The sequence below is a fragment of the Acinetobacter sp. YH12068_T genome (genome assembly GCF_024606005.1).
In the GTDB taxonomy this organism is placed as follows: domain Bacteria; phylum Pseudomonadota; class Gammaproteobacteria; order Pseudomonadales; family Moraxellaceae; genus Acinetobacter; species Acinetobacter amyesii.
The window spans coordinates 818,432-843,831 of the sequence record NZ_CP094555.1 but is presented as its reverse complement, the minus strand read 5'-3'; the positions used below and the strand labels follow the sequence as shown (position 1 = coordinate 843,831).

The window sequence follows — 25,400 nt, the reverse complement described above, 5'->3', positions numbered from 1 at the left end:
GCATATAAGATTTAGCAAGCTTTTGCTGCGCTGATTTACTTATTTCTCAGCTTTCTCGGCATCGATACGGCACTGCATTAAGCGATCTTCAAATTCGAGCCATTCACGTTCAGTTTGGTAAATAATTTCGACACGATTATCGATACTTTCCTCGCTCGACTGATAATTAAACTGATCGGGATTAAAGTTAAAGGTTTTCCACCCTTGGTCTGTCTGAAAAATACCTTTGATCCGTAGCCAATCTTGCTGCTCACAGAGTAAATCTAACAGCTCAAAAAAGTCGAAGGTCCATCGTTTTGGGAGTTTCCAACCTGCGACACTATAGCCGTGAGCGGATTCAACATAATGATAAGGCAACTGTTTAATTTCTATGGGCACATCGACCAGCATTTGCTTTTGTATCGCCAATAAAGGCTGAATTTTACGAGGACTTCCCACATAGGCAAGATCAATATTTGTTAGTTTTAAATCACCTTTTACAACATTGATCCATTGCTGCTGATACGGTAAATACGCTTGTTTGAGTCGTTCCAAACCAACTTGATCGGCATCACTCATGCAATCGACATGAGACACCACAACGATTTGTGCCACTTTGAGTTGATCGGCATACAGGTTTTGTGACGTCCACTCTTGATCATGTAAGCGTGAGCCATCGACCACGGTCACCAATGCTCGCATCGCTAAATGCAGATGCCAATGTGGCTCAGTCAATTGCTCCAAAAGTTGTCCCGGATGACCTAAACCTGTCGGCTCAATAAACAGTCGGTCGGGTTTCACCTCTGACAATAATCGTGACAACGCAATTTGCATCGGCAGTTGGCTACTACAACATAGACATCCACCCAATAATTCCTTCACCGCAAAGCCCTGATCTTGCGGCAACATCTGTTGATCGACTCCGATTTGTCCAAACTCGTTCATCAGTACGGCCCAAGTTTCGCCCGCTGGCTTTTGCTTTAATAACTGCTGTAAAACTGTGGTTTTACCCGCACCTAAAAAGCCAGAAATAATATGAACAGGAATCGCACCGTGGGTAGAAACTAATTTCAAAAGTGATTCACTCAAATAAATAGCCAATGATTGATGGCCTTTACCATAATGATTTCAAAAAAATGCTGCAAGCCTAGTCTTCATTTCTCCGTCTTCATTTTCCTAAAGCATAGATCAGCCTAGTATCCGAGGCATTGAATGATGATCTGGCTGTTAAACAGCCTGTTATTCCATTTGCATGAATGCATGACATATCTGGTCACACTTTATTGGCAAAGTTAACTCTTATATTTTAAAAAATGGTTATCTCGAAAAGAATCCTTACATTTGGATTTTAGTGAAATTTCTGGATTCTGCTTATTTACGACATCGATGTAATCATCATGTAAACAATGAATGAATCATGAAGTCGATTTGATCATTTTTTCTTGCAAAGTTAAATGAAGATTCCGATATTTTTTTACATTTAAAACACAGGATGGACGGTTATGTATTCATCCAGTTAACCAGTCTGTTTCACTTTGTTGCTCGCATTGATCACTCTGTTTTCTCGATTTAGCATGAGCTCTCTCCTGATGGACGTGATGATCTTTTCAGGACTTACTAAAATATATAAGGATGCTCAAAATGAAATTAACTCAAATTTTACTTGCTTCTACTCTAGCTGCTGCAACTGCAACAAGTTTTGCTGCGAGCAAAGATAAACAAGAAGCACCTGAACAAGAAAAAGTAGTGGTTAGCACTCAAGAACAGCCAGCGACTGAAACAACTGCTGCTGAAGGTACTGCTGCTCAACCTGCTTCAGAAGCAAATGCTGAAGGTTCTGCACCAGCTCAACCTGCTCAGTAATAGACGAATAGCGTACTCCACACGCTAAATTCATTTAGTCTGCTGCTCAACATTTATCCCTCACTAATAAAATGTTGTGCTAAATGAATTAAAGTCGCCGGATCATTGAAAAATGGTTCGGCATTTTTATGCTCAAAGCCACTGATTGATAGATTTTAATGATCGATAAATCATTCAAAATGATTGATGATTTTCATATAAATAAATATATATCATTCACTTAAAATAAAACCCTGCAAAAAACACGACAATTCGATTCATCGTTTCGACTTATGCCTAGCTTGTTGAAAGCCTCGCTTTAGAACTTAATAGTGGCATATGTGAAGTGATTGGATGTTTACGCATGAGCAATAAAGCAAATTACACAACGGAAGTTGCCATTCTGGGCGCAGGTCCTGTCGGCTTAACCATTGCAAACTACTTAAGTAAGCAAGGCGTCAATGTCACTGTGATTGAACAACTGGACAGCCTGATTGACTACCCACGTGCGATTGGTATTGATGATGAATCATTACGTACCATCCAATCATTAGGTTTAGTGGATCAAGTATTACCGCATACAACACCGAACCACGCGATGCGTTTCTTAACCCCTAAAGGTCGTTGTTTCGCAGACATTCAACCGCTCACTCGTGAATTTGGTTTCTCACGTCGTAATGCCTTTATTCAACCGCAAGTCGATAATGTACTACTACAAGGTTTAAAACAGTACGAAACCACAAATGTTTTATTCTCTCGTCAATTGTCTGATTTTAGCCAAGATGCCAATGGTGTAACGCTCAATATTCAAAATAAAAACGGTGAAGCTGAAAAAATTCAAGCGCAGTATTTGATTGCTTGTGATGGTGGTAACTCAGTGGTACGTCGTACCCTCAACATCGGCTTCGATGGTAAAACTGCACCGAACCAATGGATCGTGATCGACATCAATAATGACCCACTTGCAACGCCACACATTTACCTATGCTGTGACCCTGTGCGTCCTTATGTATCTGCTGCTCTTCCACACGGTATTCGTCGTTTCGAATTTATGGTGATGCCTGGTGAAACTCAAGAAGAATTAAGCAAACCTGAAAACATTGCCAAATTATTGTCGAAAGTGCTTCCAACGACCGACGGTATTGAAGTGATTCGTCAGCGTGTTTATACCCACAATGCCCGTATTGCAGATAAATTCCGTGTAGACCGTATTTTACTTGCAGGCGATGCTGCGCACATCATGCCAGTTTGGCAAGGTCAAGGCTATAACAGTGGTATGCGTGATGCGTTCAACCTTGCGTGGAAAGTTGCAATGGTTGTACAAGGCAAAGCTGGCCCTGCGCTTTTAGATACGTACCAAGTTGAACGTAAAGATCATGCAAAAGCAATGATTGATCTTTCTGTAATGGCGGGTCATGTCCTTGCGCCACCTAAAAAATGGCAAGGTTTCGTGCGTGATGGTATTGCCTATGCGCTCAATTACATCAAACCGATCAAGCAATATCTATTGGAAATGCGCTTCAAGCCAATGCCGAAGTACAACGACGGTGCGTTGATCAATAACGGTGTTAAAGACTCACCTGTGGGTAAAATGTTCATTCAACCACATGTTCAACTTGAATCTGGTGAGAAAGTCCTACTTGATGAAGTCATCGGTAACGACTTTGCAATCATTGCTTGGGGCGTCGATCCAAAATGGGGTCTGTCAGATGCGACCATGAAAAAATGGCAAAAATTGGGCGTTAAATTTATCCAAGTATTGCCTGCTGTTCAGCTTAGCAATGAAAATCGCACCAAGTACGACAATGTGATCACGATTGGTGATATTGGTACCGATATTCGTGGTTGGTTTGGTAAAACCACTGAATCTATTACGATTCTTCGACCAGACCGTTTTGTTGCAGCGATTGCAATTCCACAAACTTTAGACAGCGTGAGCCAACAATTGTTTGCAAAATTGCATGCTTAATAATCCAAATAGATCTGCAAGAATTAAAAATTACCATGCATAAAGCATGGTGATTTTTTTCTATAATCACTATAAACATCAGATGCTATAATCGTTCAATACATAATTATAAGCTTCGCAAAATGCAAAAAAGATTTCAGAAATTATTCATTTATAGTTTGTTAGGTTTTATTTTTATCTGTTCACTCATTTTCGTAGAGATACATCATTTTCATGCCAATAGTTGGTTACCTATTTTCGTTTTTTGCCTCTGTTTTCTTATTTCTTTGAATTGCTATTTATTACGCTTAGAAAAAGATGTGAACAAAAACGAAGAATCTAATTTTTTGTCCTTCCATTTATACATTTCATTTTTTTATTCAGTCATTGCCAGCTTTTTTCTCACCACAGTGATTCTTGCTTTATTTGCATTACAAACTCAATATTTTGGTCAAGATAAAAATATCATTCTAAAAGGCCAAGTCTATTCACCTACATTTACACTAGAAAAGAAGCCCTGCCGAGCTCGCCTTAAATTTCCCGAAAGTGGTTGGTCTACCTTCGCGTATCTCTGTCTAGATACCAAGAAACATAAATTTTCTGGTTATTACAAACTCCATTTGAAAACCAGTTTCGCAGGGGCTGCGATTCAGGATTATTATTGGATTGAAGATCAATTAACATATCAGCAGCATCGTGCCTTAGATATCGATCCTCAACAAAAAAGACTACTCGAAATATATGCCAAACTTGAAAGAGATTTAGGCCCACCTCTATCTGATGATGAAGCCCATGATTTTTTAAATAGACCCAACAACGATTGAGTCTATTTAATTTAGCGCAATATATGCCATACATTATTTATGGCAATAATTAAAATCGCTTTATCATCTTAGTGATTGATATTTAAAACTCTTTCTTTTTAGTTCTCAAAGAAAGAGTTATATGAATAGACATATAGCAATACCAAGTTCAGCCAACAATCAAATAAGCATCCAAGTTAAACCGACTGAAACCAATGCACATCTTTTACCGATTCACGTTGCTGAATCTGCTGAATAAAAGGTTTAAATTCATCTAAATATGGCAATATTTTGAATGAAATGGCATACACCATCCAATAAGCTAAATACAAATCTGCTGCGCTAATTTTATCCCCCAACAGATATGGCTGGGCCTGCACAAGCCCTGTTTTAATAAAATCTAAAAGTATTTTTTCATTACCAAAACTCAAACTGCCACGTTTCTCATCCATCAACTCAGTGCTAATGCCGACATTTTTCATGTCCATGTATTCAGTCAGCGGACCATGACAGAAAAACATCCATTTCAAATATTCACCACGTTTGGGATCATCCAATGCGGGTGCCAAACCTTTGTCACTGAATTTATCGGCTAAATAACTAAAGATGGCTGCGGTCTCACTAATCACGACAATACCATCGACCAAGCAGGGAACTTTGCCCATGGGATTAATCTTGAGATATGCCGCTTGATACATCTCTTCATATGGCACTTCAATAATCTCAACTTCTGACTCGATATTTAATTCTTTCAATAGATATTTAATTCTTTCAATAAAGGCAGAATGGTATTACTGCGTGAGCGTGGATTGCTGTAGAGTTTCATTGTTGGGTTCATTGTAGATATCCTTATTTTCTTCCTTGTTGTTCTATCTATGACTATACGCGGCTCTATGTAGAATTATGTTGCGTTCATCCCTGCTTTAAACACTTTCCGATACAATACGCCCGACTAATAATTACGCTAAATTTGAATCTATATTTAAAGCAAAAAGTATTTACTCCGACTTTCTGATAATCAAACAATTGAGCTCTACATCTATGAAAAATAAATATTTAATTGCCATGTTAACGGTGATTTTAATTTCAGGCTGTTCCAAGAAAACCGAAGAAATGGCAACTGAAGCCAGCGCAGATGCACAACCTGCTCAAGTCAGTACACAGCAAGATCAAGCAGCGGAAAGCACTTCCAATGAGCCGTCTACCACGCCTGCAACAACACAAAAACCTGAAACTATTTTAAATGAGCAGGTCAACCCAGCCGAAGCCTCTCGTAAAATGGTTCGAGAAGCCAATGTCAGTTTTGAGTCGAAAGATGTGGTTAAAACTGCTTTAGAAATTGAAAAACTGACGCTAAGTTTAGGCGGCTTTATTGAACAGAAAAATATCGACTTTATGGTGCAAGAGAGTCAATCCTACCCGATTACTGACGGCAAAATTAAAATCTTTGAAAAAGTAAATCCGAACGCGGAAATGATCATTCGTGTGCCAAGTGAAAAAGCTGCACATTTCGTCAATCAACTGTTACCACTAATGCATTTTTTGAACCGTCAGCAATATTCGGCAAAACGCTATGAGCTAAAACTACTCGAAGAAAAAATGTCGCAAACAACGGTCGTGCCAGACCATGTAGCAGCAGCGCAAGTCAATGAAATCTCACGCCTGACTCGCTTAGAAGTTCAAGATCGTGTCCGCTATAGCACGATTGTGATTGGCTTTACTCAACCTGCCACTGTCCGTGAACATATCGATATTAACCTTGATGCTGTAGCGCAATTAAATGGCGATAGTTTCTGGCAAAGAGCATGGTACGGGATACAAAAAGGGTGGCAATTTGTGTTGAGCCTGTTGGTTGTTCTCATTACGATTTGGCCACTCTATCTGATTATTTTTATCTGTTTGATTGCCTACCGCGTGATGAAACCTTATTTACAAAAGTGGTTTAAATAAATCAAAGTGACAAAGGCTATGTATCGTTGAGTCCTTGATTAAAAATACGATAAATAAAAAATCCCGAAGCGCTTAATTCGGGATTTTTTGTTTAAATCTTAGGGCAATATTTAAAGGCCTAGAAAAAACCCATATAGAACTGCTCTTTTAAGACTTTTAAAATCAATTCGATTGCATCATTTTTACGATCTTTTCGATAGCTCGCATACAAACCAATGGTCGGCAAAGGTTCAACGGTACTTTTAACCAATATTTTATCACCGAGCAATGGAATGACATAAGACGGCACCAAACTCCATCCCACGCCCATACCGACCAAATTGACATTTAACAAAATATTCGTCGAATGCTGTACCAAGTTCACATTCAGTTTATTTTGCTTAAAGAAATCTTGAATAATTCGGTATAGCTCAGGTGATGAGTGTTCATCGCTAATAATAAAATCCTGATTATTCATGTTTTTAATGCTGATATGCCGCTGTTCTGCAACAGGCGAATTTTTCGGTACAATCAGCGCCAAAGGCTCAGTAAAAATCTGAACAAATTCTATATCAGGGCTTTCTTCGACATAACGGGTAAAGGCAATATCAATCTCTCCCTTACGCACTGCACTGATCTGATCGACATCCATTAAACTATGAAAATGAATTTTTAACTCAGGAAACTGAGCTCGAATATTTGGCATGATATAAGGAAAGACCTTCATTTCAGCCACAGGAACAAAGCCGATATTCAGTTGTTCCTTACTGAGCTGCGCGATTTGACGCGCATCTATCATGGCTTTTTCAGCATGCTCTAAACTCAAACGCGCTTCTTTTAAAAAGGCCTGACCTTCTGCAGTCAGCTCAACTTTTCGGTTGGTTCGCATCAATAATTGCACCCCAACTTCCTGTTCTAGGTCTTTAATTTGCTGACTTAAAGAAGGTTGCACAGTACACATTCGCTGCGCAGCCTTGGTAAAATTTAGCTCTTCGGCAACCGCAACAAAATATCGTAGATGTCGTAATTCCATTATTCAGCTCCTAAAGCACTGCGTTTAAATTGGTTTGCCACGAATAGACGATACATCCACAAAGTGAACAGCACCATCACCGCACAAAATAAATAGGTTGCCTGAAATCCAAAGTATGCAATCAGCACACCCATAATGACCGAACCGACAGCAAGGCCAATATCAAACAAGGCAAAAAAGGTGGATATTGCATGTCCTATTCGGGCTTTTTCTACCGTTTGAATCGCGACCGTTTGCAGGCATGGGAACACTGAACCGTAGCCGATGCCCATAAAAACTGCCGATATCCAAAGCACCCATTGATTCGTGAGAAAACTCACAACCATCAAACCAATGGCAAAGCAAATAAAGGATGGATAGATGACTGCGCTCGGGCCTTTGCGATCATAAACTTTGCCAACCCAAGGACGGACGATCAACATCGATACGGCAAAGACAATAAAAAAGATACTGGTATAAGCGAGTAAATGCTTCAACTCTGCATAAGCGGTGATAAAACTCATCACACTCGAATATGCAAATGCGGTCAGCAATGCCACAAAACTGATGGCAAGTACCCGTGTTTCTATCACATCACGCCATTGGATGGCTGCGGATTGGCTCGCTTGATCACTTGATTTATGCTGTACGTGTTCTTGTATTTGAACCAACCACGTAAAAATATAGCCCACTGCAACCAATAAGGCTAATACAGCAAATAAGGTACTAAAACTGCTGAATTGAATCATACTCAGCGCTAAAAATGGCCCGATCACCACGCCTAAGTTGGTCGACATGACAAAGTAGCCCATGCCTTCGCCCTTTCGATGATCTGGGATGTAATCATTTACGATGGGAACATTGACCGTGGTTAATATACTGAACCAAAAACCATGTAAAAAACGAATGAACAACAACGACCACATGCTGTCAATCCACAAATAACTCAGCGCAAAAACGACAAAGATAAAGCCTGAAATACGTACAGAATTGGCTTTACCAAAACGCTCAATGATCATGCCGGAAAAGGGACGAATCGCAATGGATGACACCAAAAACAGCGTTAAAGCCATACCCGCTTGCTGAATCGAACCACCCAATTCTTTCATAATATAAATGGGCAATATGGTCAGCAGCGCAAAGTAATAGCTAAATAAAAACAAGTTATTACACAGACAAAAAACGAAAGACTTGTTCCATAGCGATGCCTGATGTTGAGTAGTCATGAGGTCATTGTCTCGCTGCTACGCGTGGCTTGGGACTGCGTAAAAATCGGGTTTAGCGCCAACTGCACCAGTCGCTTGATATAGTCTTCATCTGGCTGGGTATTAAAGAAAATGATCTGATAATGAATCGGGCCATACAACATGTCCAACATGAGTTCGAAAGGATAATCCGCGCGAATTTCGCCTCGTTGAATGGCCAATTGGATCAGCTCACGTGTCGCTTCTCGTCGAGGTAACAAATACTGTTTAAAAAACTCACCCGCTGCTTCACGATGCTCCGCCAATACAACCAGCAATGCTCGACCCACGTGCTGATTTAAAGCCCGTGATAGTTTGAGCAATTGTTGATTTAGATTGAACTCTAAACTTTGTGATAAATCGAGTTCAAACACCGACGCGGTGTGCGCTTTAAAAGCATCGAAAACCAGATCGGACTTATGCTTCCACCAACGGTAAATCGTCGATTTTCCCACGCCTGCACGAGCCGCAATATCTTCAATGGTCATGCTTCGATAATCACTTTCCGCTAAAGCATCTGTGACCGCTTGTAAGATACATTGCTTACGCCGAGAAGTTTTTTCAGTTTCACTCATAATTTAAAAACGAAACGCTACGTATCGTTTTATATTAAACAGTATTGGACTGAATGACTATCTTTAACTGAGCTTTGAAGGATAAACTTTAGTCGCACACTCGGAATTCAAATCCCTATTGCACTATCCAAAAGAATTTCAGAATAAAAAAGATCGCCTAAGCGATCTTTTCAAATATTCAGCCACCAAAGTGATTAGCTTTGTGTCGACTTTTTATAAATACTGCAAGAAGGATGATGATTTTCCTGTAAACGTGCCACTTTACGTTGTTCCGCAGCTTCGAAACGACAACGTTTCCAGTCATTATCTAGATTCAATGCTGGAATTTGTTTCGGCTTACCTTGATCATCAACAGCGACCATTGTGAAATAGCAACTATTGGTATGACGTACTGTACGTTTTTGAATGTTCTGCGCTTCAACACGAATACCAATTTCCATTGAAGTACGACCAACATGGTTCACACTTGCAAGGAAAGTCACTAACTCACCCACGTGAATTGGTTCTTTAAAATTTACTTTATCGACTGATAGTGTCACCACGTAGCTACCAGAATAGCGACTTGCACAAGCATACGCGACTTGGTCTAACAATTTTAGAATCGTTCCACCATGCACATTACCCGAAAAATTCGCCATGTCAGGAGTCATTAAAACTGACATCGATAATTCTGACTGGTCGTCTAGTGCATTCGCAATTTGATCTAATGGGGACATCTTGTTTCTCTAGACTCGTGATATAACAATGATTAATGTGATTATTATATAGATTTTAATCAAAATTAAATGTTCAAATCGGCAAAAAAACCATCATTATTATTTATAGTGATCATACCATCATTCAGTAAAATATATATCGATAACGATATACACCCGATAAACAAGTATTTATCGCGCTATCTATCAGTTTTTTTTAATCCAAGCTATGCTGTGTTTTATATTTAAAACATATACATTAAAACGCGTTGTTCATCGATTCAACATAGCACGGCATTAAACTTAATCTTCTAAGACTTTTAACATCTCGAAAGATACGTTGTCATAGCTGGTTTTTTGTCCACCATCATTGGTACTTTCTAGCGTGTAAGAATTATCTACATGTACATGAGTGACAATAAATACGTTATCTTCCATCATCGCAAGCTTTACTTTTTGTCCTACATCAAGCGTTTTCATCTACAGCCACCTTTAAAATATTTATTGGTTTTAAGTATTAATAACCTGATGATATTCTAAACACTTCAACAGTATTGGTAAACGTAAGCACATGAATAAAAACGCTAATATAGGTATATACTCTTAAAATCTACGTAAAACCAATTAATATGATTTTCTTAATTAATTTCAAATAATTAACTGTATATTTTCTTATTATTACGATTTTTATATTTGGCAAATCTTTTGATTAAGACCTAAAACCAATCAACATCCAAGATATTAATGATTACTAGATACTATTGAGCATGGGAAAAGCTGAGAGCAAAAATTAAAATGCTTTGCTGAAATAAAAATGCACCCTGAGAGGTGAACAGGATGCGTTTAAATTTGCGAATCGTATCAGCCTAGTCTTTGGCTGCTAAATAAGGAATATGATGTCCCTTGCTATATTGATGTTCAGCATAAACCCGAGAAATCTCTCCAAGTTTTTCTAAGGTCGCCTCTTCACCTGCAAGCATCGTCGCTTCACGCCCTTTCACATCAAATATATGTGCTTTTTCACGTAAATCAGGTTGAATCACAATGTCTGCTCGCTTGAGCTCTTCTTGAGCTAAACGATTTTGCATAATATTGATATTTTGGTTAAACAAGCCCCAAACATTCGACGTTTCGGTATGAATTGGTCGTGCCAAAATATCCACCGCAATAATAATATCTGCCCCTAAATCGCGTGCAACGTCCACAGGAACTGGACTGACCAAGCCACCATCGACATATTCAGTGTCTTCAATAATCGTTGGAATAAACATGCTCGGAATCGACACCGAAGCACGAACGGCCTGTCCCGTATTACCATAGTTGAACACGACTTTTTTGCCATCCTTTAACTCGGTTGCCACCACATACATTGGGGTTTTTAGCAACTCTAAAGGCACGTCATCAACTTGCTCATTAATATAATCTTCAACTTTTTTACCGTCAAAAAACCCTTTTTTGTCCAAACGTATTTCTCGAACATCATTGGCTTTCATATTTAAGGCGATATCTCTTAACTCATTGGCACTTTTACCTGAAGCATAGATTGAACCCACAATGCTACCCGCACTGGTTCCAACAATAAAATCTGGGTGTATTCCCTGCTGTTCAAGTATCTGAATGGCGCCTATGTGTGCATAACCACGTGCCCCACCACTCCCTAAAACCAACGCAACAATCGGACGCTTTTCCTGCTTTTTCACTTTTTTAAAGTCAATGCGGTTATTCGCCACTTGAGCAGGTGCTGCTGTATAAGTTCGAATTTGTGTGGATATTTCAGCGCTGACCTTTTTTGAGCCTACACTTTGACAACCCACAAGGCTGATTGCGAATGCAGTCATCAAAACAGTTATGCTTTTCATTGAGAGATATTCCAAATGCAACTCGAGATTTGAAGAGAAAAAGTAGTCTAATCAGTCCACATTCACGTCACTGTTATTATTCGTTAATGCCTCTGACCGATGCACATTATATTGACATACAACCTAGAAAGTCATTGGCTGTCAAAGTTTCAATGTTTAGCAGAATTTCCACATCAGGATTCAAGCCCTTATCTAGCAAAAAAAGCCCCGATAACGGAGCTTTTTAAAGTTAATTTTTGACTTTACCAAATATCGGAATTAACGCGATCCTTATATTTTGGATGTTCATCCATTTTAAATACTGGCTCTTTTACACCCCGTTTTAACTGTGAGGTGTAGTCTTTCATCAGCATCAATAAGAATGGCGTCAGCAATAAAATCGCAAAGAGGTTAATACTCGCCATCACGCCCATGAAGAGATCCGCTAAGTTCCAAATCAGTGGCACACTCATGATTGAGCCAAAGTACACCATCATGAGGACGACTACGCGGAATATAAACATGACCTTAGGATTGTTATTGATAAACTGCACATTACCTTCAGCATAAGCATAGTTACCGATTACTGAAGAATAAGCGAATAAGAACAAGATTATGGCAAGGAAGTCATCTCCCCATGCGCCAATCTGGCTTTCAAGCGCCATTTGCGTCAAAGCAACACCCTCAAAGCCTGCATTTTCATACAAGCCAGATGCCAAAATAATGATCGCCGTACAGGTACACACCACAAATGTATCGACAAAGACACCGAGCATCTGAACTAGGCCTTGATTGACCGGGTGTTTAACATCTGATGCTGCCGCAGCATTCGGAGCAGAACCCATACCCGCTTCGTTTGAGAATAATCCACGCTTAATGCCTTGCATCATCGCCATAGAAACCATAGCACCGAAGAAACCACCAGCCGCAGCATCAAACTCAAATGCTTTGCTGAATATTAACTGGAAGATATCAGGCAAGATCGCAAAGTTAGCAAAAGCGATATAGAGCGCGACTGCCAAATAAAGTAATGCCATAAATGGAACAAAACGTTCTGCCACTTTTGCAATACGCTTAATACCACCAAAAATAATCAGCGCTGTTATAAAGACAAGGAATAACCCTACCCATGAAATTTCAAAACTAAAACTGCCCAAACTCAATACTAGATTGGCTTTATCCCAACCCCAAGCATGTGAAGTTGCACCCGTAATGGCATTGGCTTGTACTGCATTAAACACAAAGCCATAGGTTGAAATCAGCGCAATCGCAAATACTACACCCAACCATTTTTGGTTTAAGCCTTGGGTAATGTAATAAGCTGGTCCACCGCGGAATTGCTGATTTTGCGTATCCCGTACTTTAAAAAGTTGAGCCAAAGAAGATTCAACAAATGCAGAACTCATCCCTAAAAATGCCGTCATCCACATCCAAAAGACTGCACCAGGCCCACCAATAGCGATTGCAATTGCAACACCGGCCACATTACCCACACCGACACGACTTGCTAGACCAGTTACAAAAGCCTGAAATGGTGTAATACCATGATCATCATCACCTTCCTTTCGGCTAGATTTCATCACTTTCATACTGTGAATGAATAGGCGAATCTGGACTGCACCTGTTACTACAGTATAAAAAATACCAACAGCAACCAAGAAGACAACAAGGAAATCCCAAAGTGGGTCATTAAAAACTTTAATCCACCCCAACAGGGTTTCATTTAATTGTTCATTCATATTCAACCCTAGTTTTAAATGGTCAAAAGTATGAAAAGCTCTTTTCTGAAGAGCCTTTCTAAATTAAGCAAAGAATTTAAGAATTAATTGAATAACTGTTGCGTTAATCAAATCAACAAAAAATGCGCCACATAAAGGAACGATTAGGAAAGCCTTATGAGATGGACCATACATATTGGTAATGGCTTGCATATTTGCAACTGCGGTAGGTGTTGCCCCCATACCAAAACCACAATGACCCGCCGCTAAAACCGCAGCATCATAATTTTTGCCCATTACACGGAAAGTGATAAACGCAGCATATAGTGCCATTGTTAATGTTTGGGCTCCCAAAATCACAACTAATGGTCCTGCAAGATCTGATAGCTGCCATAGTTTCAACGATAATAGTGCCATTGCTAAGTACAGTGATAATGAAGCATTACCAAATACATCAATTGCACGATCAAATATTTGTACGCGGAAAATACCTTCTAATACATTACGTAAAATGACACCACCAGCTAAAGCCCATACAAATGTCGGTAATTCAAACATCGTACCTTTACTGAAAGCCGTCATAAAATCAGCAAATGCTAAACAGCCAGCAAATAAGCCCAAAGTCGTAATTGCATTATCTGCGGTAATTAAACGAACACGATGTGGATATTCAAAAGGTACATATTCTGTTGAATTAATATCAGCTAGTGGTGTGTTATCACTACGCTCAATTTGCTCATTCGTGCGCGGAGTTGCTAGGCGATAACGATTAATTAGCAACTTAGCTAATGGGCCACCAATAATACCACCAATGATTAAACCAAAAGTTGCACTTGCCATACCTAAAGCTAATGCACCTTGTATACCGTGTTCAACTTCAAGAATTTCACCCCATGCACCAGCTGTACCATGACCACCTGTCAACGTAATTGAACCTGCAATCAAACCAATCAGTGGATCAATACCCAATAAAGTGGCAAGACTGATACCAACGACATCCTGCACAACAATGAAAGAAGCAACGGCTACCAGAAAAATAACAAGACCAATTCCTCCTTCTTTCAATTTGGCAAAGTTTGCGCTTAAACCAATGGATGCGAAGAAAATCAGCATAAAACTGGTTTGTAATTCACTACTCGTAGTAATGCTATAACCCCAAATGCTATGTACAACCAATGAAATTATTGCAGCAACCAAACCACCAGCTACGGGCTCAGGAATATTGTAACGCCTCAAAAAACTGATTTTATTTACCAGAAAACGTCCTAATAAAAGAACGAACACCGCCGCAATTAAGGTATAAAATGCGTTAAAGCTAAATTCCATAATAATTTGTCCAAAATGGTTAGAATATTTATTAGTCCAATTAATAGAAATTAGTAGCGTTTATTAATTAAAATACAATTCCAATTTGTAAATTTAACTAATAAATCAGGCTACCAGCTATTCATTGCCAATCATAAATATTCATCATCTGATTCAAATATGTATGCCTGAGTTAAAAGAAGTGAAAACTCAATTCGACAAAACAAATCCATAAAAGCAGTTCATGCTTACTAAACCAACACTTACTACAATATTCACATCATAGATGAAATACATAAAATCAAATGCTGATTAGAAAAGTCGCACATTATGCGTGGAGAACAGAGAAATTTCATTAATTTTAATTACAAAAAGTTTTATTTGCTATAATTTAAAGTTATATCTGTTTGTTTTTACTAAAATGTATTCGCATTTTTTATCTATATAAAATATTAAAGATTTGAACATGATGCCATGTAGGACGTGATTAAATGAATGCTTTAACCAGTACGACATCATGACTCAGGCGATTTAGTGATTCCATCTGCTTAGTGCTATGGGTTAATTTGCGTTGAAAAATCTCCTGTTTCAACAAAAAAGCCTGAACTGAGTCAGGCTTTTTTGATTGATTAGATCAGTAGTTTGAGCTTAGAAGCTATATTTAGCCATTAAGCCTACACGGTTATCATTGTACGAGTTACCATCAAATGCTTTACGCTTACCGTTGATATATTCAACACCTAATTCAACTGGCTTAACTGGTGCATAGATAAAGTTAATCCACGCTTGTTGAACTTCTTCGTTTGCGTTCTCGTTATCCTCATCATTTGCATATGCACTGCCATCATCAGCAAACAATGCGCCGTACGCTAAAGTTGAACGTAGTTTTTCATTGAACTTATAAGTGGCGCCTACTTGCACCGCAGTAAACTTATTTTGTTCAATATTGCCGTCAACTACAGAATAAGCACTGTTTGCGCCATATAAGTAGTTGCTGTTACCTTCAGCATATGAAACGTCACCGTTCAATTTCAACTGATCAGTTACTGCATAGCTTGCGCCAGCTGCAATACCAAAACCTGTTTCAGTATCATCTGCAGCTTTCGATTTATAATTTTCGACTAATGCACGTGCAGATGCTGTACCTTTGCCATCAGCAAAGCCCTGGGTCAATTTTGCAGTGATATTTGGTACGCGGTAAGAAAGATCACCCGCAGCTGTTGCCTTACTATCACCTTCTTCAGCAGCTACAAATAATTGTGTTTGCGGTGCAAGTTTTACGTTGTAACGCACTTGTGGCAAACGAGTTGTACCACCGCCCACGTTAGTAGCAAAATCAATCATTTCTGGTGCATGGCTAGACAAGAAGTTTGATGTGGTCTGACCAAATAACCAGTTGTTAAAGGTTAAATAACCATGACGTAGACGAATAGTTTCGCCACTTCCATTGAAATCGACCTCGATTTTACCGCCCACTTTATCATCACCACCGACGGGTGCTGTAAAATCTAAACCAAAACGTGTGGTTTTTGCAGTTGCGCGAAGTTTATCTCGTGCTTCTTCTTTAGACGTATGTACGTTGTTAAAGTCGTTATCCGCACCTTCAATAATATAGTTCGCATCACCACGAACAAAACCGTAAAGACTTACATCTGCACCTGTTTTAGATTTTAAGCTTGCAGCTGGGGTAGCTGGTGGCGGTGCAACAGGACGCGCTTTAACTTGCTGAATCTCTGTTTGTTGCTGTTGTTGAACTTGCTGCTGCGCTTTAATCAAACTTTTCAGTTCTGCAACTTCTGCACGTAATTGTTCAATTTCAGAAGTATTGCTGCCTGCATGAGTCATTGAGACCGTTGCCAAACTCATGGCAACAACAAGGGTTTTCATTGGGTGGAATACAGTTTGAGTTTTCATCCTAAGCTCTCTATTGTCCTGTCATTGTTGTATACCCTAAATCCGGGTGCTTTGTTATTCAGCTATTTGAGCGGACAAATTTAAAGCTGCATATCCGTGCTTTAGTCGCATTAAAGCCCCAACTTGCAGCCCCCAATAACGAAATACTTGAAAGCAAAAAGCAAAACCGCTGAATCCATCACTGAAAATAGACTGAAATATTTAGTTAAAATTCGGACTTAGCCGATTCAGATGGCAAAAAATCTTAATATTCATACCTTAAAGGTAAAAATCCATACCCTGTAGGTATGCAATAAAAATGATAAAATCCGACATATTACCGATAGAGACATTCACAATGTATTTATCCAGCATAATGTAATGTATTTAATGCAAATAATACTTATTTAACAATTATTCTATTTCGTTAGATTAGGACAACAATGATGCGCAGTTTCATTAATTATTTTCAAGTGGATGATTTCTTAGATATAAGTTTCGAGAAAATAGAAACTGACCTCACAATGGGAAAATAGCACAATCATTCATAGTTATGGATGATGAACATTTATAATGAATGACGTGAATATTTGATCAATAATACACGTACATTGATGACTGACGTATAAACAAAAGCAGCTAAACGTCATCACCCTCATTCAGTTCACCCCATGGCTGAAGCTTTTAAACTACGCATGGTGAACATTGCAATAACCACAAACAGCAACATAATCAGGGCCATATTGATCAGCGCTGACCATACTAAAAAGTTCAAAAACACTCCAGCCAATAGACCACAGGCAAATTGCATACTTCCCATGATTGCACTGGCTGTGCCAGCTCGTGAGCCTTGTTCAGACATCGCCAAAGCCATGGCATTTGGCCCAGTGAAGCCAATTGATGCAACACATAAGAACATGCCCAACATTACAACAATGATAGAGGGAAGATTAAATAATCCTGCCGCCAATAAGATCAGCACACCACACAATTGAAGTGCATTACCCAAGTGCAATCGATGGAGAACATCCAGTCGATTTGCAAGTTTCTTATTGAGGGTCGAAAACACCATAATCCCTAAAGCATTCGCACCAAATACATAAGCAAATTGCTGTTGGCTCAGACCATAACCATCCATTAAAATGGCAGATGAGCCACTGATATAACAAAATAAAATCGCGCCAGAAAAACAGCCTGTGAGCATCGGTTTGCGGAAACTTGCATCCTGCAAAATGGCACTATATAAGCCTAAGACTTGTTTCAAACTTAATTTTAAGCGCCGCTCAACAGGTAGGGTTTCTTGAAAGAAAAAATGTACGCAGAAAAGACAAAAAATACCGACAAGCACTAATACCGCAAAGATGTATTGCCATTCAAACACCTGTAACACCCACGCGCCTAAAGTAGGTGCAATGATTGGTGCAATTGTTGTCACGATCATCATGCTGGCAAACGCTTGAGCAGAAGCTTGCATACTTAAGCGATCACGAATTGCAGCACGGGCAATCACTACACCGACACAGCCACCCAACGCTTGCAAAACACGAGCAGCGATCAAACTCCATTCACTATTGGCAAAGACACACAGAAAACCGGCACAAATATATAAAACCAAACCGAAATATAGCGGTGTTTTACGCCCAATACGGTCGCTGACTGGCCCATAAATTAACTGCCCAATCGCCAAACCCAAGAAATACGCTGGAAGACTATTGGCCACTTGTTGGGTTGTGACACCAAAATCGTCGGCCATTTGAGGTAAAGCCGGCAAATACATATCGATTGAAAGTGGCCCTAAAGCAGTCAGCAATGCCAACAAGACGATCCAGCGTTGAGAAAATTCCTTTTGTGATTCGACGCTTTTCATAAGAATAATTCATTTATCGCAAGCAAGTTTTGCAGACAAGTTTACACTGCACATAGTATTATTTCTTGGCTTCAATGTGAAAATTCACACGATACACATTGCTTACTGCCCCATCGCTTTAGCAAAGGAAAAATTTTGAACGCCTGGCTCGCACGACTGAAACAAGCAACCTATAACACGACCTTTATGTATAACTTGCGCATGGTCATTGCCTTCGCAGGAACAGCCTTTGTCCCATATTTTTTAGATCAGCAATTAATGACCATTCCCCTCACTTTGGGTGTGGTGGCCGCAGGTCTGAGTGATATCGATGACCGCTTTTCAGTCCGTGTGCTCAATCAAATTTATACCTATATCGGGTTCTTTGTTACTGCGGTATCCATTTATCTGTTGTTCCCGCATCCGATCTTATTTGCATTGGGCCTGATTGTGTCTTGTATCGGTTGGATTCTTTTGGGTTCATTGGGTCGTCGCTACGCCACCATTTCTTATGGCTGTTTGGTGATCTCCGTGTATTCCATGCTTGGGGTTGAACTTTTTGAAAATTGGTATACACAAGCAGGTTTATTGGTCATCGGTGCGATGTGGTACGGACTGCTTTCGACTTTGAGCTTTCTGCTGTTTCCTGTGCGTCAAGTTCAGGACAAATTGGCCCAAAGCTATTCGTCTCTAGGTGACTTCTTATTTGCAAAATCTAACTTGTTTGATGTCGATATGACACCAGAAAGTTATCAGCAAAGTTTGATTGAGCTATCGCTAGAAAATGGCAAATTAATTGGCATTTTCAACGATATGAAAACGGCCTTATTAACGCGTTTAAAAGGCGACCGTGGACAAAAAGATACGCGTCGTAGCCTGCAATATTATTTTGTCGCGCAAGACATTCATGAACGTGCCGATTCCGCGCATATTGATTATCAAAAATTGACCCGTATTTTTGAACATAGTGATATTTTATTTCGCTTTCAACGTGTGCTTTCGATTCAAGGCAAAGCCTGTAAAGATTTAAGTATCAGCATCTTACAGCGAAAACCCTATCATCATAATCAACGTTTTAAACATGCGTTCCACAATCTAAAACTGTCACTCGAAAAGCTGCGTGAAGAGCAAAAATACGATGAGGTCTGGATCAACTCTTTATTTGCTTTATACCAAAACCTAAAAGGCATCGATGCGCAATTACGTAATGTCGAAACCGAGCGTTATATTGACCGACAAGCCCTGATTGAAAATCGTTTAAAAGATGATGATTTAAAAGGTTGGGACGACATCGTCATTCGATTCAAACAACATTTGAGCCCTGAATCGGTGCTGTTCCGTCATGCTGTGCGTTTATCGACTGTCTTATTTATTGGTTATATTTTTGTCCAAGTGACCAATATCAGTTATGGCTATTGGATTTTATTGACTGCCCTGTTTGTCAGCCAGCCAAACTTTAACGCCACCAAGCGCCGCCTCTATTTACGTATCATTGGCACCTTGGTCGGAATTATTTTAGGTTATGCGATTTTATATTTTGTTCCTTCTGTCGAAGGTCAGTTACTGCTACTCATTTTAAGTGGCGTGCTGTTTTTTGAATTACGTAGTAAGCAATATGCACAAGCCACTGCATTTATTACCATTTTGGCGCTGATCAACTTTAACTTAGATGGCATGGGTTTTGCTGCAGCTATGCCGCGTATGATTGATACGCTCATTGGTTGTGCCTTGGCATGGTTTGGTGTGAGTTTCATTTTCCCAGATTGGAAATTCCGTCGCCTGCCTCGGACCATCAGCCGTTCTATTCAAGCGCAGTGTGATTATTTGGCCGAAGTGGTTGAACAATACAAATCTGGTCGTAATAACGGGTTGAATTATCGTGTGGTCCGTCGTGCAGCCCATAATACCGATGCAGAAGTAGCTTCACTGATTTCCACCTTAGCCACCGAACCCGATACCGATCCGACTCAAAAAGCTTTAGCCTTTGAGTTTTTGTGCCTCAATCATACCTTTATTAGTTATATCGCGGCCTTAGGTGCGCATCGTGAAAAAATTCAAGACCAACAGGTCTTAGCCTTATTGGATAAAGCTGCGGATGACATTCAAGGTGCATTGCTACGTGACGAAGTTCCAGACTTATCTGCGCAAAATATGTTGCAAGAAATCCGTCAGCGTTTGTCACAAAACAGTGAGGAAGATCAGAAAGCCTTAATTGTGCTACAACAGCTTTCTTTGATGTTTAACGTGTTGAACCAATTTAGCCAATTGAAACAAAATCTCAGTCATGAGCATGATCAGGCATCGACTGAACTGGCTTCGCTATAATTTGGATGATTTTGGAACAATATACTCACTGAATTGGTATAAATAATGCTAAACTTTTTACAGTTTTAAATCTGTTACTTTCACTATGACCGCAAAAAATTTATACGCCTACACGCTAGAGCCAGTGGCTTATGAAATTTCTGAAGAAGAACAACGTTATGCTCAACTTGTTCTGTCTCGCAGTAACTTCAAAATTGGCAAAAAAGCATGGCTAATTATGGGTGCAATTCTTGCACTGGCACTCTTGGGCCTCATCTTTATTAAGAACTATTCAACAGTATTTTGCTGGGTAGCTATTGTCTGTGTCGTGATTTACTTCCTTGTGCGTAAATTCGGTATCGAATGGTATGCGAAACGCAAACTGAACGAAGTCCCTGTACAAGAAATTAAAGGCATCCGTATGGGTGTTCAGCCGCATGGGATCTCTATGCAGCAACGTATGGGTGCAAACATGGGGACGATGACTGTCGGTTGGAAAGACATTCATGAATGGTATGACACCAAAGACTTCATCCTTTTGAACTTTAAAGTAAAGGGTCAAGACGGCGCATACATCTTGCCTAAACGTATGGATAGCAAGAAGTTTCCATTTTCGACCATTCGTAAACATTTAAATGAAACTGTAGGCCCTGCTAAAGCAATTTAAGCTAAACAGACATTTATGTATAAAAAAACCTCCGCTTTTTGGAGGTTTTTTTATCTGTTTAATTTTTGAATAATTATTGATAATTACAATAATGAGAATGAATATTACTTACTTTTTCCACATTCTCTACTACATCATCGTTTATAATTCGTCGCAATTCAGCAACCTTTTATCAATATTAAATCCATCATGTTTAAGAAAACCCTTTTCCAGATTCACTGGTTCTTGGGGATTAGTGCCGGCTTAATACTCTCGCTCATGGGGGTTACAGGTGCCATTTATTCCTATGAACAGCAAATACTTAAAGCAATCAATCAGGACAGTTATGTGGTTCAGGCTCAACAGCAACCTAAACTAACCCCTGCTGAGCTTTATCAGCACTTTAGTCAGTCTGATCCTGACATGAAAATTAACAGCATCTCTATTGCCTCAGATGCTACCGCCTCAAGTACCGTGAATATTGTCAAAGAAGGTGCTCGTCGTGGCTATAACATGATGGTTAACCCCTATACAGCCGAAGTTTTACCTGAAATCAAAGGTCAAAAATTCTTCCAGTTTGTACAGCAGCTACACCGTAATTTAACTGTTGGCCCTGTTGGTAAACAAATTACCGGCGCATGTACACTCATGCTGATTTATTTTGTATTGAGTGGTTTATATCTGCGTTGGCCCAAAAGACATTCTGTTAAACAATGGCTTGCAGTAAAACCAAAGCTTAAAGGTCGTAATTTCCTATGGGATCTACATGCTGTCGTCGGCACATGGGTGATTATTTTCTATCTCATGTTGGCATGTACAGGCCTGTACTGGTCTTATGACTGGTGGCGTAATGGCATGTTTAAAGTCATGGGCGTTGAACGTCCACAGCCCCAGTTACAAGAAGGTCCAAAACCGAATGGACAACCTGCTGAACAGGCGGGTGCAAAGCAAGGTGGTGAAAAACAAGCCACTGAGGCAAAACAAACTCATGGCGAACACCAAGCACGTTCTGAAAGAAACCCTACAACGTCGAGTCCCTCTGAACACGGCGCTCAAGAAAATAAACATGGTGCTGAAGGTCGCGGAGAAAAACGTGGTCTAAAACCAGAACAAGTGAATATTGCCCTTACGCAAAGTTGGAATGGCTTTAATCAAAATATTGGTCGTGAATACTCAAGTGTCACTTTTAATATTCCGAAAAAAGCCAATGGTGAATTAGAAATTAACTTTGTGGATGCCGTCCCTCAACATGAACGTGCTCGCAACAAAGCGACTTATAACTACAAAACGTCTGCTCTCACCAATATCGAGTTATACGAAGATAAAAAGCTAAATGAAAAAATCATGACCAGCATGTTGCCTGTACATCGCGGTAGTTTCTTCGGACCGATTTATCAGTTCTTTGTGGTTATTGCATCCCTCATGATGCCGCTGTTCTTTGTCACAGGATGGATGCTCTATCTCAAACGTCGTAAACAGAAAAAACTGACACAGCAAGCCCGTCAAAGCTTAGCACCAGTTACCATCGACCCAAATGCACAGCCTTGGTTAATTTGCTATGCATCACAAACAGGTCAGTCTGAACAATTGGCATGGCGTACAGCAACAAGCTTACAAGAGGCTCGTCAGCCTGTCACAGTGAAAGCTGTTCAGCAACTTTCAGCAGATGACTTAACGCAAGCCGCTCAGGTTTTATTTGTTGCAAGTACCTATGGCACTGGGGAAGCACCTGACCTTGCTTCAAGCTTTGAACGTAAACTGATGGCACAAGGCCTCGATTTGAGTCATGTTCAGTTTGCCGTATTAGCTTTAGGTTCTAAAGAATATCCTGATACTTTCTGTAGCTTTGGTCATGCGATTCATCGTTGGATGCAGAGTAATGCTGCGAAGCCCCTGTTTAACACGATTGAAGTCAATAATGGCGACACCCAAGCCATTCAAGCATGGAATAGTGCTTTAGCCAAAGCGACTAAACTTGAACTTCAGCACATGCAAATTGAAAAAACTTTTGATGCATGGACATTGACCAAACGTGATCTACTCAACCCGAACAGTTTAGGTGCACCTGCATTTAATATTGAGTTAAAACCTCAACATGAAGCCAACTGGCAAGCGGGTGATATTGCAGAGATTCAGCCGGGTAATAGTGCTGAACGTATTGCAAACTTCATGCAAAAGTACCAGATTCAGAGTCAGCAAGTGGTTGATTCTACTCAGCAACGCATTGAAGATGCATTATGGGATCGTAACCTAAATACGGATGTCGAACCATTTGCCAACCTTGATCATTTGCTTGAACAGCTTCCACCGCTTCCAACTCGTGAATACTCGATTGCCAGTATTCCAAGTCAGCAAGTATTACGCTTAGTGGTGCGTCAGCAATCCAATGCGGATGGTGAGCTTGGTTTAGGCTCTGGTTGGTTAACACAACATGCTGCGATCAATAGCACACTACAACTGCGTATTCGTACCAATGAATCATTCCATCTGATTGCAGATAATCGTCCTGTGATTTGTATTGGTAACGGTACAGGTATTGCTGGTTTACTCAGCCTGTTACATACACGAGTTCGTCAAGACTATACGCAAAACTGGCTGATTTTTGGTGAGCGCCAACGCGCACATGATTTCTTTTATCAAGACATCATTGAAGCATGGCAAAACACAGGCTTAGTACAACGCATAGACCTCACCTTCTCTCGTGATCAAATGGAGAAACGCTATGTGCATCATGAGCTACGTGACCAATCGACCTTATTAAAATCATGGGTAGAACAAGGTGCCGTGATTTACGTCTGCGGTAGTATCAATGGTATGGCAACGGACGTTGACCACGCATTGATTGATATACTAGGTGAAGATGTTGTTGCTGAACTGCGTCAAGCTGGGCGTTACCGTCGTGATGTTTACTAAGTAAGATGTTTTCCAATAAATAGTCCGAACTCAAAACCAGACCTCGTGTCTGGTTTTTTTCACGCTATACTTGGGCCAAATACGGATACTGCTTTAATTTTTTGCATGAAAAGAATACTACTGCTTTGTGTAGGTTTGCTGCTCTGTGTAGATGCCATTTGGTTGCTTACATTAGATAAAATTCATTTAGGCATCCTTTTACCCTTAGTCATTGGGTGTATTTTTCTTTTATCCGGACTATTTTCGACGCAAATCCACAATATTTTAGATCAATACCCTAAACTCAAAAGGCTCTGGCGTGCTACATGGTGGTTGTTTTGGCTTTGGCTATTGAGCCTTTTACTGTTTTTTGCGTATTTACACTTCAATAGCCAGCAATCCAAGCCATTTACTTCCGTCCAAGCCATCATCGTTTTGGGTAGTGGTATTGAAAATGGTCAACCCTCTCCGACCTTAAAGGCGCGTCTCGATGCCGCAGCACCGTATGCCTTGCAACAACCCAATACTATTATGATCATGACGGGTGGTTTAGGCTTTAATGAAAAAATGACCGAATCCTCTGTCATGAAGCGCTATTTACTTCAACACTATGACATTTCAGCGGCACGTCTATATGAAGAAAGCAAAAGTACCAGTACAGAGCTCAACCTGATCAACAGTAAAATGATTTTAAAACAACATCAAATTTCGCTTGATGCCCCCATTGCAATTGCCAGTAGTGACTTTCACCTTCCACGTGCAAAAGCAATTGCACAAAAGTTAGGCTATACACAGGTGTATACCATTGCAGCGCCTACACCGCTGTACATCCGCTACAACTCTTGGTTACGTGAATATTTTGCCTTTTTGAGCGGTTTTGTACTCAATGAATATTAAAAAAGCCCTTGTTTGATCAGTAAACAAGGGCTTT

Annotated in this window: 19 protein-coding genes and 1 pseudogene; 8 read left to right on the top strand and 12 right to left on the bottom strand. The window is 39.9% G+C overall.

The window, feature by feature from the left end; genetic code table 11:
• Positions 1-39: 39 nt before the first annotated feature.
• Positions 40-1,053 (bottom strand): GTP-binding protein, encoded by a 1,014-nt coding sequence (locus MST18_RS04110; protein ID WP_180133507.1) that lies wholly within the window; start codon positions 1,051-1,053, stop codon positions 40-42.
• Between the two features lie 567 nt (positions 1,054-1,620).
• Here MST18_RS04110 and MST18_RS04105 point away from each other — a divergent pair.
• The 3 genes from MST18_RS04105 to MST18_RS04095 all read left to right on the top strand — a co-directional run bounded on the left by MST18_RS04105 (position 1,621) and on the right by MST18_RS04095 (position 4,593).
• Positions 1,621-1,842 (top strand): hypothetical protein, encoded by a 222-nt coding sequence (locus MST18_RS04105; protein WP_180133508.1) that lies wholly within the window; start codon positions 1,621-1,623, stop codon positions 1,840-1,842.
• A gap of 343 nt (positions 1,843-2,185) precedes the next feature.
• Positions 2,186-3,790: a bifunctional 3-(3-hydroxy-phenyl)propionate/3-hydroxycinnamic acid hydroxylase gene (locus MST18_RS04100; protein ID WP_180126251.1), complete on the top strand. Its 1,605-nt coding sequence runs from the start codon at positions 2,186-2,188 to the stop codon at positions 3,788-3,790.
• A 299-nt stretch (positions 3,791-4,089) separates the two neighbouring features.
• On the top strand, positions 4,090-4,593 hold the full coding sequence (locus MST18_RS04095; protein ID WP_180083668.1) for a hypothetical protein: 504 nt from the start codon (positions 4,090-4,092) through the stop codon (positions 4,591-4,593).
• Between the two features lie 176 nt (positions 4,594-4,769).
• On the opposite strand, the pseudogene MST18_RS04090 reads toward MST18_RS04095, so the two are convergent.
• Positions 4,770-5,398, bottom strand: a pseudogene (locus tag MST18_RS04090) (glutathione S-transferase family protein).
• A gap of 215 nt (positions 5,399-5,613) precedes the next feature.
• On the opposite strand from MST18_RS04090, the gene MST18_RS04085 reads away from it, so the two are divergent.
• Positions 5,614-6,522, top strand: coding sequence for a DUF4349 domain-containing protein (locus MST18_RS04085; RefSeq protein WP_180133509.1), 909 nt, complete (start codon positions 5,614-5,616; stop codon positions 6,520-6,522).
• Between the two features lie 118 nt (positions 6,523-6,640).
• On the opposite strand, the gene MST18_RS04080 is transcribed toward MST18_RS04085, so the two are convergent.
• The 10 genes from MST18_RS04080 to MST18_RS04035 form a co-directional block, all read right to left on the bottom strand.
• Positions 6,641-7,534 carry a LysR substrate-binding domain-containing protein gene (locus tag MST18_RS04080; protein WP_180034494.1) on the bottom strand — a complete coding sequence of 298 codons (894 nt, stop codon included), beginning with the start codon at positions 7,532-7,534 and terminating at the stop codon, positions 6,641-6,643.
• The gene (locus MST18_RS04075) at positions 7,534-8,739 is read right to left on the bottom strand and encodes an MFS transporter (RefSeq protein WP_180133510.1); all 1,206 of its coding nucleotides are present in this window, start codon (positions 8,737-8,739) and stop codon (positions 7,534-7,536) included. The genes MST18_RS04080 and MST18_RS04075 overlap by 1 nt, the downstream gene beginning before the upstream one ends.
• On the bottom strand, positions 8,736-9,332 hold the full coding sequence (locus MST18_RS04070; RefSeq protein WP_180107360.1) for a TetR/AcrR family transcriptional regulator: 597 nt from the start codon (positions 9,330-9,332) through the stop codon (positions 8,736-8,738). The genes MST18_RS04075 and MST18_RS04070 overlap by 4 nt, the downstream gene beginning before the upstream one ends.
• Positions 9,333-9,526: 194 nt before the next feature.
• On the bottom strand, positions 9,527-10,048 hold the full coding sequence (locus tag MST18_RS04065) for an acyl-CoA thioesterase (protein WP_078192241.1): 522 nt from the start codon (positions 10,046-10,048) through the stop codon (positions 9,527-9,529).
• Between the two features lie 282 nt (positions 10,049-10,330).
• On the bottom strand, positions 10,331-10,507 hold the full coding sequence (locus MST18_RS04060) for a hypothetical protein (protein WP_171263721.1): 177 nt from the start codon (positions 10,505-10,507) through the stop codon (positions 10,331-10,333).
• A gap of 386 nt (positions 10,508-10,893) precedes the next feature.
• Positions 10,894-11,886 carry a patatin-like phospholipase family protein gene (locus MST18_RS04055; RefSeq protein WP_078192242.1) on the bottom strand — a complete coding sequence of 331 codons (993 nt, stop codon included), beginning with the start codon at positions 11,884-11,886 and terminating at the stop codon, positions 10,894-10,896.
• 242 nt (positions 11,887-12,128) lie between these two features.
• The gene (locus tag MST18_RS04050) at positions 12,129-13,604 is read right to left on the bottom strand and encodes a sodium:alanine symporter family protein (protein WP_180101801.1); all 1,476 of its coding nucleotides are present in this window, start codon (positions 13,602-13,604) and stop codon (positions 12,129-12,131) included.
• A 63-nt stretch (positions 13,605-13,667) separates the two neighbouring features.
• Positions 13,668-14,909, bottom strand: coding sequence for a sodium/glutamate symporter (gene gltS / locus MST18_RS04045; protein ID WP_180101802.1), 1,242 nt, complete (start codon positions 14,907-14,909; stop codon positions 13,668-13,670).
• A 627-nt stretch (positions 14,910-15,536) separates the two neighbouring features.
• Positions 15,537-16,802, bottom strand: coding sequence for a DcaP family trimeric outer membrane transporter (locus MST18_RS04040; protein ID WP_180101803.1), 1,266 nt, complete (start codon positions 16,800-16,802; stop codon positions 15,537-15,539).
• Between the two features lie 643 nt (positions 16,803-17,445).
• Positions 17,446-18,648, bottom strand: a complete 1,203-nt coding sequence (locus MST18_RS04035) for a multidrug effflux MFS transporter (protein ID WP_180133511.1) — start codon at positions 18,646-18,648, stop codon at positions 17,446-17,448.
• A gap of 135 nt (positions 18,649-18,783) precedes the next feature.
• Between MST18_RS04035 and yccS the strand changes: the two genes are divergently transcribed.
• From yccS to MST18_RS04015, 4 genes are all read left to right on the top strand, one after another.
• Positions 18,784-20,952, top strand: a complete 2,169-nt coding sequence (gene yccS, locus MST18_RS04030; protein WP_180034501.1) for a YccS family putative transporter — start codon at positions 18,784-18,786, stop codon at positions 20,950-20,952.
• Positions 20,953-21,037: 85 nt separating this feature from the next.
• The gene (locus MST18_RS04025; RefSeq protein WP_078191438.1) at positions 21,038-21,598 is read left to right on the top strand and encodes a YcxB family protein; all 561 of its coding nucleotides are present in this window, start codon (positions 21,038-21,040) and stop codon (positions 21,596-21,598) included.
• A 189-nt stretch (positions 21,599-21,787) separates the two neighbouring features.
• Entirely contained in the window at positions 21,788-24,490 is a 2,703-nt protein-coding gene (locus tag MST18_RS04020; protein ID WP_180133512.1) for a sulfite reductase flavoprotein subunit alpha, read from the top strand.
• A gap of 105 nt (positions 24,491-24,595) precedes the next feature.
• Positions 24,596-25,366 (top strand): YdcF family protein, encoded by a 771-nt coding sequence (locus MST18_RS04015; protein ID WP_180101806.1) that lies wholly within the window; start codon positions 24,596-24,598, stop codon positions 25,364-25,366.
• Positions 25,367-25,400: the final 34 nt, after the last annotated feature.

What these genes read in the sequence shown, in the direction of transcription:
- MST18_RS04105 (WP_180133508.1), top strand. Translation starts at nt 1,621, where the DNA reads ATGAAATTAACTCAAATTTTACTTGCTTCTACTCTAGCTGCTGCAACT.
- MST18_RS04100 (WP_180126251.1), top strand. Translation starts at nt 2,186, where the DNA reads ATGAGCAATAAAGCAAATTACACAACGGAAGTTGCCATTCTGGGCGCA.
- MST18_RS04085 (WP_180133509.1), top strand. Translation starts at nt 5,614, where the DNA reads ATGAAAAATAAATATTTAATTGCCATGTTAACGGTGATTTTAATTTCA.
- MST18_RS04080 (WP_180034494.1), bottom strand. Translation starts at nt 7,534, where the DNA reads ATGGAATTACGACATCTACGATATTTTGTTGCGGTTGCCGAAGAGCTA.
- MST18_RS04075 (WP_180133510.1), bottom strand. Translation starts at nt 8,739, where the DNA reads ATGACTACTCAACATCAGGCATCGCTATGGAACAAGTCTTTCGTTTTT.
- MST18_RS04070 (WP_180107360.1), bottom strand. Translation starts at nt 9,332, where the DNA reads ATGAGTGAAACTGAAAAAACTTCTCGGCGTAAGCAATGTATCTTACAA.
- MST18_RS04065 (WP_078192241.1), bottom strand. Translation starts at nt 10,048, where the DNA reads ATGTCCCCATTAGATCAAATTGCGAATGCACTAGACGACCAGTCAGAA.
- MST18_RS04060 (WP_171263721.1), bottom strand. Translation starts at nt 10,507, where the DNA reads ATGAAAACGCTTGATGTAGGACAAAAAGTAAAGCTTGCGATGATGGAA.
- MST18_RS04055 (WP_078192242.1), bottom strand. Translation starts at nt 11,886, where the DNA reads ATGAAAAGCATAACTGTTTTGATGACTGCATTCGCAATCAGCCTTGTG.
- MST18_RS04050 (WP_180101801.1), bottom strand. Translation starts at nt 13,604, where the DNA reads ATGAATGAACAATTAAATGAAACCCTGTTGGGGTGGATTAAAGTTTTT.
- gltS (WP_180101802.1), bottom strand. Translation starts at nt 14,909, where the DNA reads ATGGAATTTAGCTTTAACGCATTTTATACCTTAATTGCGGCGGTGTTC.
- MST18_RS04040 (WP_180101803.1), bottom strand. Translation starts at nt 16,802, where the DNA reads ATGAAAACTCAAACTGTATTCCACCCAATGAAAACCCTTGTTGTTGCC.
- MST18_RS04035 (WP_180133511.1), bottom strand. Translation starts at nt 18,648, where the DNA reads ATGAAAAGCGTCGAATCACAAAAGGAATTTTCTCAACGCTGGATCGTC.
- MST18_RS04025 (WP_078191438.1), top strand. Translation starts at nt 21,038, where the DNA reads ATGACCGCAAAAAATTTATACGCCTACACGCTAGAGCCAGTGGCTTAT.
- MST18_RS04020 (WP_180133512.1), top strand. Translation starts at nt 21,788, where the DNA reads ATGTTTAAGAAAACCCTTTTCCAGATTCACTGGTTCTTGGGGATTAGT.
- MST18_RS04015 (WP_180101806.1), top strand. Translation starts at nt 24,596, where the DNA reads ATGAAAAGAATACTACTGCTTTGTGTAGGTTTGCTGCTCTGTGTAGAT.